Source organism: Nonomuraea cypriaca, assembly GCF_015645445.1.
In the GTDB taxonomy this organism is placed as follows: Bacteria; Actinomycetota; Actinomycetes; order Streptosporangiales; family Streptosporangiaceae; genus Nonomuraea; species Nonomuraea cypriaca.
Map to the genome: position 1 here is coordinate 1 of NZ_JADOGI010000051.1, position 13,724 is coordinate 13,724.

Annotated in this window: 14 protein-coding genes; 11 read left to right on the top strand and 3 right to left on the bottom strand. The window is 67.2% G+C overall.

Annotation, left to right across the window (positions count from 1 at the left end; all coding sequences use genetic code 11):
* The first annotated feature begins 485 nt into the window (after positions 1-485).
* Both ITP53_RS18600 and ITP53_RS18605 read left to right on the top strand, forming a co-directional pair.
* Positions 486-1,202, top strand: coding sequence for a GntR family transcriptional regulator (locus ITP53_RS18600; RefSeq protein ID WP_195896672.1), 717 nt, complete (start codon positions 486-488; stop codon positions 1,200-1,202).
* Positions 1,203-1,596: 394 nt separating this feature from the next.
* Complete coding sequence (locus tag ITP53_RS18605) at positions 1,597-2,268, top strand: JAB domain-containing protein (protein ID WP_195896673.1); 672 nt, start codon at positions 1,597-1,599, stop codon at positions 2,266-2,268.
* Between the two features lie 788 nt (positions 2,269-3,056).
* On the opposite strand, the gene ITP53_RS18610 is transcribed toward ITP53_RS18605, so the two are convergent.
* Positions 3,057-3,431 carry a hypothetical protein gene (locus ITP53_RS18610; RefSeq protein ID WP_195896674.1) on the bottom strand — a complete coding sequence of 125 codons (375 nt, stop codon included), beginning with the start codon at positions 3,429-3,431 and terminating at the stop codon, positions 3,057-3,059.
* Between the two features lie 79 nt (positions 3,432-3,510).
* Between ITP53_RS18610 and ITP53_RS18615 the strand changes: the two genes are divergently transcribed.
* A complete protein-coding gene (locus ITP53_RS18615) occupies positions 3,511-4,026 on the top strand; it encodes a GntR family transcriptional regulator (RefSeq protein ID WP_195896675.1) in 516 nt (171 codons plus the stop codon).
* A gap of 39 nt (positions 4,027-4,065) precedes the next feature.
* The gene (locus tag ITP53_RS18620) at positions 4,066-4,542 is read left to right on the top strand and encodes a GntR family transcriptional regulator (protein ID WP_195896676.1); all 477 of its coding nucleotides are present in this window, start codon (positions 4,066-4,068) and stop codon (positions 4,540-4,542) included.
* Here ITP53_RS18620 and ITP53_RS18625 read toward each other — a convergent pair.
* Complete coding sequence (locus ITP53_RS18625; protein ID WP_236050961.1) at positions 4,509-4,925, bottom strand: ASCH domain-containing protein; 417 nt, start codon at positions 4,923-4,925, stop codon at positions 4,509-4,511. The genes ITP53_RS18620 and ITP53_RS18625 overlap by 34 nt on opposite strands.
* A gap of 261 nt (positions 4,926-5,186) precedes the next feature.
* Here ITP53_RS18625 and ITP53_RS56110 point away from each other — a divergent pair, with 261 nt between their 5' ends.
* Entirely contained in the window at positions 5,187-5,330 is a 144-nt protein-coding gene (locus ITP53_RS56110) for a PHP domain-containing protein (protein WP_207756106.1), read from the top strand.
* Positions 5,331-5,828: 498 nt separating this feature from the next.
* Here the strand turns inward: ITP53_RS56110 and ITP53_RS18635 are convergent, their stop codons facing one another.
* Positions 5,829-6,851, bottom strand: a complete 1,023-nt coding sequence (locus ITP53_RS18635) for a hypothetical protein (protein ID WP_195896678.1) — start codon at positions 6,849-6,851, stop codon at positions 5,829-5,831.
* A gap of 318 nt (positions 6,852-7,169) precedes the next feature.
* On the opposite strand from ITP53_RS18635, the gene ITP53_RS18640 reads away from it, so the two are divergent.
* The 6 genes from ITP53_RS18640 (at position 7,170) to ITP53_RS18660 (ending at position 13,681) form a co-directional block, all read left to right on the top strand.
* Positions 7,170-7,778 carry a GNAT family N-acetyltransferase gene (locus ITP53_RS18640; protein WP_195896679.1) on the top strand — a complete coding sequence of 203 codons (609 nt, stop codon included), beginning with the start codon at positions 7,170-7,172 and terminating at the stop codon, positions 7,776-7,778.
* A gap of 16 nt (positions 7,779-7,794) precedes the next feature.
* A complete protein-coding gene (locus ITP53_RS18645; protein ID WP_195896680.1) occupies positions 7,795-8,670 on the top strand; it encodes a 1,4-dihydroxy-2-naphthoate polyprenyltransferase in 876 nt (291 codons plus the stop codon).
* Between the two features lie 60 nt (positions 8,671-8,730).
* Positions 8,731-9,738, top strand: a complete 1,008-nt coding sequence (locus ITP53_RS18650) for an adenosine deaminase (RefSeq protein WP_195896681.1) — start codon at positions 8,731-8,733, stop codon at positions 9,736-9,738.
* Positions 9,739-9,814: 76 nt separating this feature from the next.
* Complete coding sequence (locus tag ITP53_RS59325; protein ID WP_268961075.1) at positions 9,815-9,937, top strand: hypothetical protein; 123 nt, start codon at positions 9,815-9,817, stop codon at positions 9,935-9,937.
* Positions 9,934-10,950, top strand: coding sequence for a hypothetical protein (locus ITP53_RS18655; protein WP_195896682.1), 1,017 nt, complete (start codon positions 9,934-9,936; stop codon positions 10,948-10,950). Before ITP53_RS59325 ends, ITP53_RS18655 begins: the two co-directional genes overlap by 4 nt.
* Entirely contained in the window at positions 10,943-13,681 is a 2,739-nt protein-coding gene (locus ITP53_RS18660) for a hypothetical protein (protein ID WP_195896683.1), read from the top strand. The genes ITP53_RS18655 and ITP53_RS18660 overlap by 8 nt, the downstream gene beginning before the upstream one ends.
* Positions 13,682-13,724: the final 43 nt, after the last annotated feature.

Sequence of the window (13,724 nt, forward strand, 5' to 3'; positions counted from 1 at the left end):
GGGGACACCAGGGCCCATACCGGCGCGCCCCGCCGGGCTTCCGGCATGCTCGTCAACCCTGACGGCGCCCTAAACCATGATCAACCAGAGGCGGAACAGACCCACTCAAGATCGTGAAAGATTGAGGCCGGTGGCCGAGGGTGAGTCCGTGGAACTGGTGACGGTCACAGGCGTGGCGCCGAAGAAGATCGCAAAGACTGCCACGTACCCCTCAAGCACAGTCCAACCACGTCAGCAAGGCGGCCGGAATCGCTGCCCGCCCAGGAGGTGGGCATGGGAAGAGGCCGCCGATATGTGCTCGGGGGTACACACATCGACGACCTCTACCGGAGAATCGGCAGGCCTTACATCGGCGTTACAGGGTTTCTCCGATAATTTTCCGCTAGCGCAAAGTTGGGGCTCCAACGGTCATCGATGACGGTCGGTTACCTGCCGAATACGGCAACATGGGGCAACGCCTCACACGAACCCCCAGGGATGGACTAGTGGCCACCTCAGATCCGGTCTACCTGCGTGTCGTCGAAGACATTCGGCGACAGATCACCGACGGCACCCTTCCCCCCGGCGCGCCCATTCCGTCACGGGCGCAGCTGACCCGTAAGTATCAGGTCGGCGAGACCGCTGCTCGGCACGCCCTACGCGTGCTCGCGAGCGAGGGCCTCATCATCGGCCGCGTGGGCTCGGGCCATTACGTCAGGGAACGCCCTGACCTAACACCGCTGCATCGATGGCGCTTCCTTGATCATCCTGCCCCCTTCGCGGCTGACCTGCAGTCGCAGGGCAGGCGCGTGACATGGGACTGGCACAGCGAGCCGGCCGAAGCCGGTCCGGACATCGCCAGACGGTTGCGGCTCAAAGAGTCGACCACGCTCACGAAGACCCACTACGTCTTCCGCGGCGACGGCAGACCGCTCCAACTCGCCACCTCCTATGAGCCGTTGGAGTTCACGCCGCATACGGAGGAGGAACGACGGAGTCTGGTCGCGAGGATGTACGCGCACGGCATAAAGATCACCGAGATCGTCGAGAGCGTACAAACCCGCGTCCCCCGGCCTGCGGAGAGCGACGCGCTGGATCTGGCGGCCGGTGTCAACGTGCTGCACGTCGAACGCACCCACTGGGCCGGCGATCGTCCCGTCGAGACGAGCGACATCGTCATCCCGGGCGATCGGTTCCGGGTCACGTACAGCATGCCCATCTAGGACGGAACGCTCCGGGCGAGCCCGGCTCCTCGCCCGGAGCCCACCTCCGGCCCGGCATTCACGACCGATCGGCCCGTACAGCGATCAAGTCCTTGCCGACGCATGCCCTGCCTCCATCTCCCGATGGGGGCTCAGAAAGGCTCGGGGCTGTCCCGACCACACAACCGGGCTCGCGGCTGTCCCTGCCGCACGACCCGGCTGTCCGTGCCACACGACCCGGCTCTCCATGAGCTCGCCGAGGCGCTGCTCAGCTTGGGGTCGACTCATCCGCCGGCCTTTTTTCTGGCTGACTTTTCGCGCGTGCGGCTACGAATGGGGCAATCGGCTTCGACCATGAACGCGCAGGTCCCGAGGTTGTCGGTGCCCGTTGATAGAACGGTTGCGGAGGTTGCCGATGCGAGTCAAAGACCTGCCCAAGCGCGACCGGCCGCGCGAACGGCTCATGTCCAGCGGCGCCGGTGCCCTGGCGGATCGGGAGTTGCTGGCCGTACTGCTCGGATCCGGATTTCGCGGGGGGAGTGCCCTGCAACTGGCCGCTCAAGTGATCGAGCATTGCGGAGATCTCGATGGGCTCGGGCGTTCCGACCCACATCGGTTACTGACCGTGCCCGGTGTGGGTCCGGCCAAGGCCGCGAGAGTGGCCGCGGCCTTTCATCTCGTACGGCGGGCGGAGGCGTGGCCCGAGCGCGTACGAATAACCAGCACGTCTGACCTGGCCAACCAGTGCGCTCCGCTACTGCGAGGCCGAGTGCGGGAGCGGCTGGTCATGGTGGTGTGCGACGCCCGCGGCCGGGTGCTCAAGCGCCTGGTGCTGACCGAAGGCGGGTCCGACCACACGGTCCTGCCCATCCGCGAAGTGGTCACGGAAGTGCTCACCTCGGGGGGTGCCGTGTTCGGGCTTGCCCACAATCATCCAGCAGGCTCCCTCGAACCAAGCGAGGCCGACCTCGAGGCGACAGCCCAACTCGCCGTGGCCGCCGACACGGTCGGGCTCCGCCTTCTCGACCACCTGATCGTCACCGACGCGGCCTGGCGCCGCATCCCTACCCAAACCGGTGCCACCTAAGACCATAAACGCACCCTCACTCAAAAGGAATGATCCCCTGTATAGCTCCGAACAGCAGGTTCCCAAGGAACGACCATGAGAACCTAATCGCGCGGGTAGGCCGTTATGGACGTCAGCCGGCCACTACTCGTCGTGGCGCGGTCCTGTGCCTTACGAGGGGCTCGGGACCGTGTCCGTGCGTTCGCGCGGATTCCAGGTGAATCGCATTCGGAAACGTCGGCCCGAGTGCCTCACCTGGGACCACGCGCAGGACGAGTCCCCCTCGTCGGTCACGATCGCGGGCGGCATGTCCGGGTTGTCGGACGAACGCTATCCACCACAGCGTCCATGCGCTCACCAAGCTCGTCGGCAAAGGCCAATCACCGTCAATGCCGACGTCGTTGCCGCACTCATGGAGCGCGACAAAACCGGGGCGTCAATCACACATTCGCCGCACCAGCCAACGGCTGGGTGCCACACTGTTGTGTGCGGCCATCGCCCGGCTGTCCTTCGATTCACTGCGTCGTCGAAGGAGCGTGCGGTGGCCGTCACCATTTCACCAATGATCGCGATCTCCTTCATGTGGCCCGGCCAAGGCGTGGGCAACGCACACCAAGCCGGTGCAGATATGAGACATTTACGATAACGCGCGGGTCGCATAAATGTCAGATGGGTGATGGGTGAGGCCTGGGCCAATGCGCACAGGCAACTGCATAACGCGCCCATCCGGACACATTATTGGCAGCCTTTACCGCAAGACCCAAAGCCCACTCGATGATAAGAGTGCGTGCCGGACATAGCGGGTCGGCTCAAGTGACGTGGGCGCGATGGTGGCGTGGCAGGTGATCGGGCGGGTGACGATGGGAAAGGTCCCTGCACCTTGGGCACCCCGCGGGCGGGTGGCCGGCATCGGCACACAACTGGAACCAGACAGCTCGCACGGTGGCATCGGACCTGCTGGAAAACTCTACAACGGTCACCTCCCCGTCAATCAGGGTGATCTTACGGATGAACGACACCCCACCCGCCTGACAGAACTCGTACACGATCGGCTTGCACTCGCACGTGTAGTCACGGACGCGGACCCGGTTGCCCCTGGGCGTTTCAGGGGCCCATTCGAGGTCGGGCGTGTCGTTTTCGGCCGGTACGTGATGGCCGTGATAGTCACCCACTTCCCAGCTCATGCGAGAACCATAGCGCACCCGTATCTCTTGGTCTAGAGAACGTATCCATACGCCTTCAATACGTCTACTTTGAGCAGGCATGTACGGTTTCGTCTATACTCCGAACGTGCTGGATCGCGAAGGACCCGTGCCCATCTACAAGCAGGTCGCCGACCTGGTCAGCGACCAGATCAAACGCGGCGAGCTGAAAGCGGGAGACCCCGTACCGAGCGAGGCCACGCTCGAGAAGCACTACGACATCGCGCGCACCACCGCCCGTCGGGTGGCGCGGGAGCTACGCGAGCAGGGGTTGGCGTACACGGTTCAAGGCGAAGGCACGTTCGTCGGGCAGCCAGACACGCCGCGATCGCCAAAGAATATGCCGATCTATCAGAAGATTGCCGAAGAGATCGCGACACGTATCGAGAACGGCGAAATTCCACCCAACAGGGCAATCCCTGGGGAAAAAGCATTGATGCGGCAATACAGCGTCGCCAAGGTGACCGCACGGCAGGCCGTCGCGCATCTCAGGCAACAGGGCCTGGTCTTCACCGTTCCTTATCGGGGCTCTTTTGTGGAACCTCCCGAGAAGTGGCGCACGAGCAAGAATCCTTAAGCGGCCCGCAAGGTCTGGTCCGCTGGATATCCTTGGCGGGTGCTGGATCGCGAGGGTGACACCTTCCTCTATCTTCAGATCAGCGAAGTCCTCAAGTCACGCATCGTGTCCGAGCTCTCTCCGGGAGATCTCGTGATCAGCGAGGCGGAGATTCAGCGAGAGTTCAGCGTGGCCCGCACGACCGCGCGCCGGGCAATTCGCGTGCTGCGTAATCAGGGGATCGTCCACACCCGCCAAGGAGAAGGCACATTTGTGAGCGTTCCCGGCGAGACCGGTCCTCGGGGGCGCCAGACGCCGCTCTATCGGCATATCGCCGAAGAAATCCGGCAGCGCATCTCAACCGGCGAACTCGACCCCGGCGGTCCGATTCCCAGCGAGGTCGAACTGGTACGGCAGTACGGTGCCGCGCGCGAGACCGTACGCAGGGCCGTGGCACTCCTGCGTGAGCAGGGATGGGTTTTCAGCGTCCCGCATCGCGGCAGCTACGTCGCGGCCGAGGAACGGTGGCCGGATTGACTCACGATGCGGAACCACAGGCAGACCACCGTCGTGGTGTCCTCCACCTCATATCCCTCGGCTGACGACCAGTAGCGGCGGTGGCTGTCCCGCCAGTCCTCGATCGAGACGTAGCCTTCACCCTCAGATTGGGCGAACTCCCAGGTGACCTCCGCGAATGGCGTCAGCTCCACGCCGGTCACCTCGATTTCGGCCGCGTTCGCTCCCGCGTCGTCCACGAGGATGAGGTGCTCACCGACGTGCTCGAGCTCCTCGCCCTCGGCGTGGTAGTCCACGTCCAGGAGGCCCGCCGTAGCGGTCTTCTTGCCGGACAGGGTCAGGTCGGTCAGCAAGGTGCGCAGCTTGCCGGGAGTGCCTAGTTCCAGCACTCTGAGTCCGTCCATGCGGGGCCACATAGAGGAACGTTAACCTTCCGGCTCCTGCGCCGGACATGTACAGGGCGGCAGATGGCGGCGCACCGTAAGCGCACAGGGCTGCGGGTGGTCATCGGGGACCCAGGTGCGAGCTCCAGACCGCAGCGGGCCGGAGGCCCGTTGGAAGAGTCGGAGGAATGGTGCCGGGGCCGTATTAGGGTGCAGGTTGCGACGTCGTGGGTTCGTGGATGTGTCGCTCGGCGCCGAAAGGGGAGGCCGAAAGGGGAGATCGTGGCGCTGCCCGCGGGTGGTCACGTGCACAGCGAGTGGTCCTGGGATGCGCCGGACGGCGCGATGGAGCGGACCTGCGCGCGGGCGGTGGAGATCGGTCTTCCCGCGGTTGCGTTCACCGAGCACGTGGACTTCACGGCCTGACCCGGGCCGGCGACCTCGATGAACATGAGCATCTCAAGGTGTTCGTCACATCAGAAGGAACGGTGGCTCCGCCGAAACTCAACGTTGACGGGTATCTGGAGTGCGTGTAGCGGTGCCGCGATCGGTTTCCGGGGCCTTCGCATCATGAGCGGAGTCGAACTGGGCGAGCCGCAGTGCTCGCCCACATCGACTACCGATCCGCACCTGGCCGGCGCAGGGCGGGCCGTTCGATCCGAACGCGTTCCAGGAGGAATTCCGTCATGCCCTGCGGGCGCTCGCCGACAGCGGCCGGGCCCTGGAAGTCAACACGCGCAGGCGGTTCTGTCCGGAGATCGTTCGCTGGTGGCGCGACGAAGGCGGACAGACGGTCACCTTTGGGAGCGATGCCCACAGCCCGGCCGCGATCGCGTACGGCTTCACCGACGCGGCGGCGATGGTCGAGGCTCAAGGCTTCCGGCCCGGCCGCCATCCCCATGACTTCTGGACCGCTAGAAGCCGCTAGAAGACGGGGATGATGTCCTCCGGGTCGATGAAGTCGACTTGTACGCCCTCCAGGTCCAGCTCCGGGATCGCGGGAAAGGCGATGCCCCAGCGTTCCACTATCGCGCGGATTCTGGCCATGGCCACACGCCAGTTCTCGGCCTGTTCGTCGTACGACAACACGCCCAGCCCCGCTTGTCTGGCGTGGTCCATGAGGACGCGGTGGTTGTGCAGGAAGTACGGCGGGAGCTCCCAGAAGCCTTCAGGAGGCTCCCAGAGGATCATGCTGAGGAAGACGAAACCGGCTCTGAGCTGGCGGGTGATGAGGATACGCGTATCGTCGGTGAGGCCAGGCCATTCGTTTTCCAGAATGGTCATGCAGATTTGCAGATGGCGGGACTCGTCTCGGCCTATGCGTTGGAACATCTCGCTGAAGACCGGGTGATGAGTGCCCGAGGCCATCCCTCTGAAGAGCGTTGAGGCGGCCATCTCACCCATCATGAAGCTGGTGAAGAGCACCGGGAGTGAATACTTTCCGACCGCCGAGGTGTAGCCGTTCCAGTAGCGGCCGCCGTTGTGGTAGAGCCAGCCGATGTTGTTGTGCGCTGCTGATTCCAGATCGTCGGACGGGGCCCAGTTGAGCGGGCCTCCGGGCCAGAGCTTGGCTATGGTGCGCTGACAGCACTCCTCGTGGTTCATCTCGTCACGGGTGATGGAGAAGAAGCACTTCCTGACCGGGTCCTCTTCGTGCTTTTCGAAGGCCTGGATGGTGGCGCGGGCGAACACGGCCGGTCCCGAGGCGTCGAAGTTCGCCAGGACGGCGAACCAGTACATGATGCCCAGGCGCTGCTCCCGCGTGAAGTCCGCCGGATCGAGGCCGTCCCAGGGCAGGTCGGCCGGGTTCCAGACCACGCGCTTGGACTTTTCGTAGATGGCGGCGAGTTTCTCCGTCTCGACTCGCCATTCCATGGGATAGATGTTGGGCTGCGGGATCTCCGGCGCCGGCCAGAAACCGCCCTCTGGGATCGTGAGGTCCGCCATGTTGTGACACCTCCACTCCTATCCTGCGCGGCGGCGTCACGGCTTTCAAGTACGGGCGCGCTGGGTGATGGCAACGCGGACCAGTACTGCCGCAACCGCCAGGCCCGCCCAGGAGGGCCTGGGCGAGTTGGATCCGCCGTACGCATCAAGCATCGCCGGGTCCCGCTTGTGGCGTTTCAGGGCGTTATGCGGCACCTCTACCGAGACACGCCCTTACCGGGCGAGGAAGCGGGGTTCGCGTCGTCTCCAAGGGTCAAACACCGATACGGTGTAACTCGTGCCTTGTGGCATGGACAGCAGGCGAAGGAGCGGGCCGAGATGGCAGACGTAGGCGTCCGGGCGGCCCGGCGCGAGGATGTGCTCCAGGTGGCGAATACCCAGATTCGCGCCTGGCGCTACGGCTACCGGGAGTTTCTCCCCGAGGGGCCCCTTGAGCAGATGACCGGGGCGGCGGCGGAGAAGATGTGGCTGCGCCAGTGGGACGAGGCGATCGTCGCCCCGCCCACGCCCAGGCACCGGGTGCTGGTGGCGGTGGAGACCATCCTCGACACCGAGGGCTTCCCCGCCCTCGGCGCGGGCGGCAGCGCCGCCCTCACCACTCCCCGCGGCGGCGAACGCGTCGTCGGCCTGGCCTCCCATGCCCCCGCCGAGGACCCCGATCTCGACCCCACCGTGGTCGCCGAGATGCTGACGCTGCTGGTGGACCCCGACTTCGTCCGCCGCGGGCACGGCAGCCGCCTGCTCAACGCCACCGTCGACCACCTGCGCGAGGACGGCTTCCAGCAGATCGTCACCTGGGTCTTCGCCGACAACCACGCGGTGCTCGGTTTCCTGGAGTCGGCCGGTTGGGGCGAGGACATGGCGGAAAGAGTGCTCGACATGGGCCGCCCGATCCGTATGGTCAGGCTCACGACCGACATCAGCTAGAGGCTAGAGGAACGAGATGGCAACCCCTGGCCAGTGGATCGCCGGCGCTCGCCCGCGCACGCTGCCCAACGCCGTCGTGCCCGTCATGGTCGGCACCGGCGTGGCGATCGGCGAGGACGGCTTCGTGTGGTGGCGCGCGATCCTGGCACTGTTCGTGGCGCTTTCCCTGCAGATCGGCGTCAACTACGCCAACGACTACAGCGACGGTGTCCGCGGCACCGACGACCAGCGGGTCGGCCCGATGCGGCTGGTGGGCTCGCGCGCGGCCACGCCGCGGCAGGTGCTGGCCGCCGCGCTCGGCTGCTTCGCGCTGGCCGCGGTGCTGGGGCTGGTCCTGGTCCTGGTCACACAGGCGTGGTGGGTGCTGCTCGTGGGCGCGGCGGCGATCGCGGCGGCCTGGTTCTACACCGGTGGCAAGCACCCGTACGGCTATCACGGGCTGGGCGAGCCGGCCGTGTTCGTGTTCTTCGGGGTCGTGCCCGTGGTGGGCACGGCGTTCGTGCAGACCGAGCAGCTGAGCTGGCCCGCGCTCGTCGCGTCGATCCCGGTGGGGCTGCTGTCGTGCTCGATGCTCGTGGTCAACAACCTGCGCGACGTCGGAACCGACGGGCAGGCGGGCAAGCGGACGCTGGCAGTCGTGCTGGGCGCCGACCGCACGCGTACGCTTTACGTGGCGTGTCAGGTGGTGCCGTTCCTGGTGGCGCCGGCGATGATCCCGGTCACGCCGTGGGCGGCGCTCGTGCTGCTGGCCGCGCCGCTGGCGATCACCCCGATCAGGACCGTACTCGCCAAGGCCGTGGGTCCTGCGCTGATCGCGGTGCTGCAGCAGACGGGCAAGCTGCAGATGGCGTACGGCGCTCTGTTCGCGCTCGGGCTGGCCATAGTCTTCTGAAGCGAAGCCGCACATCGCCTTCTGAAGCGAAGCCGCACATCGTCTTCTAAGGTGAAGAACGTGAGAGAGTTCATCGCCGGCCTGCCGAAGTGCGAGTTGCACCTGCACATCGAGGGCACGCTGGAGCCGGAGCTCAAGTTCGAGCTGGCCGGTCGCAACGGCCTGAAACTGCCGTACTCCTCGGTGGCGGAGATACGGGCCGCCTACACGTTCGACAGCCTGTCCTCCTTCCTGAAGATCTACTACGAGGGCATGCGGGTGCTGCGCACCGAGCCCGACTTCTACGACCTGGCCATGGCCTACCTCCGCAGGGCCGCCGCCCAGAACGTGCGTTACGCCGAGATCTTCTTCGACCCGCAGGCGCACACCTCGCGCGGGGTGCCGTTCGACGTGGTGATCCGCGGGCTGCGGCGGGCGCTGATGGACGCGCAGGCGCAGCTGGGGGTGCGGGCCCAGCTCATCATGTGCTTCCTGCGCGACTTCCAGGCCGAGTACGCGATGGCCACGCTGCTGGAGTCGCTGCCGTACAGGGAGTGGATCGCCGGCGTCGGACTCGACTCCGACGAGAGGGGCAATCCGCCGGTGAAGTTCGCGACCGTCTACGCGCGCGCCAGGCAGGAGGGCTACCTCCTGACCATGCACTGCGACGTCGACCAGGACGACGCTATCGAGCACATCCGCCAGGCCGTCGAGGACATCGGCGTCGACCGGATCGACCACGGCGTCAACATCCTGGAGGACCAGCGGCTGGTGGACCTGGTGCTGGCCCGGGGCATGGGGCTGACCTGCTGCCCGATCTCCAACGGCTACGTCACCGACTCGATGAAGGCCGAGGGCATCCGCAAGCTGCTCGACCTCGGCGTACGAGTGACGATCAACTCCGACGACCCGGCCTACTTCGACGGCTACGTGCTGGAGAACCTCGAAGCGCTCCAGCACGCGCTCCAGCTCACCGAGGCGGAGCTGGCCCAGCTCGAACGCAACGCCTTCGAGATCACCTGGCTGCCCAGGCACCTCAAGGACGCCTATCTGGCCGAGCTCGACGCGTACGTCACAGGAAAAGGCTGACGGCACCGTCATCACAGTTCGATAACCCCTCGTATTACGAGGCGTAGAGGATGCATCCTCTTGCTGGAGGGACACCATGGCCGATATCGCGACGCTCTCGAATGCGCCGGTCAGCCGGCGAGAATTCCGGGGTCACGTCGATCCGCGTGTTTCGGCCATGACCAATTCCGCCACCCGGACGCCCGTGATCGGCGGGTGAGCGCGATGCACCCCGCGCACCCCGCCAACGTCCGCTACGACCTGTACGGCCTCCCGTCCGGAAATCCCTACTCCACCCAGCCTCTGGACCCCCTCACCCGCGAAACCGACCACGAGCGACTGCTCGAACTCGAGGGTTTCGTCCACCTCCCCGCGATCAAGAAGGCCGTGGAGCGGGCCGTGGGCGCGGAGGGACCGGCGTTCTTCCTGATCAACGGGGTGGGCAACAGCGGCCGCACGTCCCTGGCCAACCACGTCATGTACCTCTACAAGCTCGCCAGGGCCGCTCACCCGGCCCCCTGCATGCTGCTCACGCACTCACCGGAGGCCGGCGAGATGACGCACGACGCCTACAAGACGCTGCGCTCGACCCTGCTCTGGCTGCGCAACAAGATGCGGCAGTGCCACGTCGCCATCCCTCCTGACCTGGCCGACATGTTCGCCGAGCTGAGCAGGAGGCCGCGGGAGTCGCCGCTGGACGACTACGACCTGCAGGGCATCGCCGAGTACGCGGCGGGCACGCTCGCCGACGCCGGCCACAAGATCTGCTTCGGCATCCGGTACGAAGGCGTCGCCACCAAGGAGCTGATCACCCAGAGCACCAAGGTGTTCGAGAACACGAGCACGCTCGTGGTGTTCACCGTCGACGACTACCGGCACGCGGACACCGTCCAGCTCACGGAGACGGACCGGCAGGAGTTCGCCAAACGCGGGCACATCGTCGACCTGCCCACGCTGACTCCCACCCAGATCGCGGCCCTCGCCGAGCACCGGTGGACCGGCCGGCCGCCCGTCCCGTTCGATCCGCAGGCCGTGCGCGAGGTCTTCAACGGGCGGCCGTACACGATCGGCGAGGCCCTGCACCATCTCCGCGTGCTGCTCGACGTCCGGCTCAGCGAGTACGACAGGGACGATCCGTGGCCCAACGAAGACCTGAGCATCCGCGGGAAGTGGCTACGGCTGAAGATGTGGCAGGGCGAGCGATGGTATGGAACGAGAGGCTTCGATGCCTGAATACCCCACCCGCAACCCGTTCCCGGCCCGGGGCACCTCCAGCGCCGAGGAGAGCGTTCCGGCCGACGTGCTGCTCGACTGGGCCAAGCACACTCCGACCGCGCTGCTCGCTGGCGTACGCGACGCCAAGCGCCTGGCCGTGGACTACGTACGCGCGTTCAGGAACGCCACCACCCGCACCGGCGGCGTCGGCTGCCTGTACGGCCCCCACGGCATCGGCAAGACTCACGCCGCCCGCCACCTGATGGCCTGCCTCGTCCGGGAGGACCCCGACGCGGTCCAGCTCTACGTACGCTTCCAGGACGACGATTTCGTGGCCGCGTACCGGCGCCTGGTGTGCCAGCTCTCGCAGCCGCTGCTCACGGACGCGATCCTGCGTTATCTGGGCACGCTGGCCGGCGACCAGGCCGCGGACGCGGGCGCTCCTGAGGACAGGAGCAAGGTCGTGGCCGCGATCGGGGCCGACCCGGCCCGGGTGTTCAAGCTGTTCGCCGACCACCTGGTCGACGGCGGCCGGGTGCTGGAGGCGCAGGCCAGGGAGATCGCCGCCGTGACGGGCGACGCGCAGCGGTTCCAGCGGGCGCTGTCGTACCTGGTCAGGCCCGAGTTCTCCGACGCCGCCTACGACTGGCTGTGCGGCCGGTCGATCCCGCCCGACACCGCCCGCGCGCTCGGGGTCGGCGGCCGGATCGACGACCCCGAGACGTGCAGGTACGGCCTGCAGCTCCTGACCACGCTGATGACGCGCGGCGGGCGGCCTTTCGCGGTGGTCCTCGACCAGTGCGAGAAGTTCCTGCTCGATGACGGGGTGCCGGTGCCGGCGAACCTCGGGCTGCTGCAGAGCCTGGTCGAGGTGATCCCGCGGGCCGGCGGGATGCTGCTCCTGGTGGCCAGCGTGGCGGGATGGGAGGCCATGCCGCCTGACCTGCACCAGCGCATCGGCCCCGGCGCCCACAGCCTGCTGCCGCTCGAACCCCACGAGGCCAGGCTCGTGCTCCACGTCTACGTCAAGGCCGTCCGCCAGGACCCCGGCGCGGGCATCTGGCCGATCACCGACGGCGGCCTGCTGGAGCTGCTGCGACACAGCGGCGGCAACGTCCGCCTGCTGCTCCAGCTCGCCTGGGCCGCGTTCGAGGCGGCCGGTGCGAATGAGGAGATGGAGATCGACGCGGAGCTGGTCGCGGCCACCGCCGTGCGCTACCAGCACGCCCCCGGGCTGGCCGACCTGGGGATGCTCGTCGAGGCGAGGCTGCTGGCGGCCGGGCTCGACGCCGCGCGGGTCGGGGAGACGGCGTTCCAGCTCCCCGACCGGCGGGCGCCGCGCGCGGTCATCAAGCTGAGCGAGGCGGTCTTCTTCGACGACGAGGTGGCCAACGCCGTCGAGCTGGTCGCCCCCGGCGGTGACCTGCTGCCCAAGAACCGCGCCGCGCTCACGGCGCTCGTCGTCACCGGTTACGTCAGCCCGCCGGTGTTGTCCGCCCTGCGCGGCGTGGTGCACACGGTGCTGGTCGCCGACGGCTCCCCGGCCTTCTCCCGTGGGCTGGACGAGCTCGTACGGCAGATCGGCTCGGCGCTGGCCGCCCCGAACCGGCCCGCGTCGGACCCGGCCCAGCTCAGCGAGGCGGTCCGCGACCTCAGGGCGTACCTGGAGGTGCTCAGCTCCCAGCGGAGCGGCGAGTCGGCCGCGCTCAGCCGTGACTTCGGCGAGGCGGCCAGGCAGCTCCAGGAGCCGGCGACCTCCGGCTGGCGGGCCAGGCGCGCCCAGCTGACCCAGCGCATCGACCAGGTCAGGGCGGATCGGACGGAGACGGACTGGGCCGGCTTCATCAAGGCCCGCCGGCGTGTCGTCCACGACTGGCATCTGCACCTCTATCTGCTGGTCGTGAGCGTCGCCGTCGCCGTGGCTGCGCTCGTGGCCGTCCAGATCTCAACGACGAAGATCATGAATGGGGTGCTGCTGGCGGGCACCGTGGTCGGCAGCGGCCTCATGGTCTACGCCGGCGGCCGGCTGGCCACGATGAGGCTGCGCCGCGCCCGCACCGGGCTCGAGACCAGGGACGACCTCGACCAGCTCGCCAGAGAGCTGCGGCCGCACGCCAAGCGGGACGCCGCCGACCCCGCCGCCCGCTTCGCCTACGCCTGGACGGAGGACCCCGACCGGGGGTTTGGGGCGCTGGTCCACGCCATCCTGATGGAGCCGCTCCCGCTCGTCCGGCAGGCGCTCGGCCGCCGGCTGGCGATGACCGAGCGCACGCCCGCCGACTGTGTGGAGGAGGTGCAACTCGGCATGCGCGAGCGGATCCCCGAGGTGCTGATGCTCCTGGCGCGTAGGCAGCACCTCGCGGAGCTGGAGCGGCCGCCGCGAACCCTTCGCGATCTTCCGCCCGACCTGCGCGTCCTGGTGGCGCTGGCCAACCCGGGAGCGCCTGAGCTGGCCGCCGGCGTGCGGTCGCAGCACCCGGCCGAGACGGTGCTGGCCGCGCTCGGCGTACGCGGGCTGTCACATCCGCTCGCGCGGGCGTACCGCGGCGGGCTGGAGCAGCTCGCGCCGGGCACGATCACGCCGAACGAGCTCAGGGCGGCCGCCCGGCTGCTGTCCCCGTTCGAACGCGACGGGCTGGGCGCCTACGACTGGCTCCCCGTCATTCCCGAACTCGACCAGTTGTACCTCTTTTTCGAGGAGTTGCTGTATTACCAAGAAGAAATTCGCGCCTATCGCCATAAATCTTGACTCGTTCGCGAAGTCATGGAGAGATAGACGCGAGGGGGTCCAG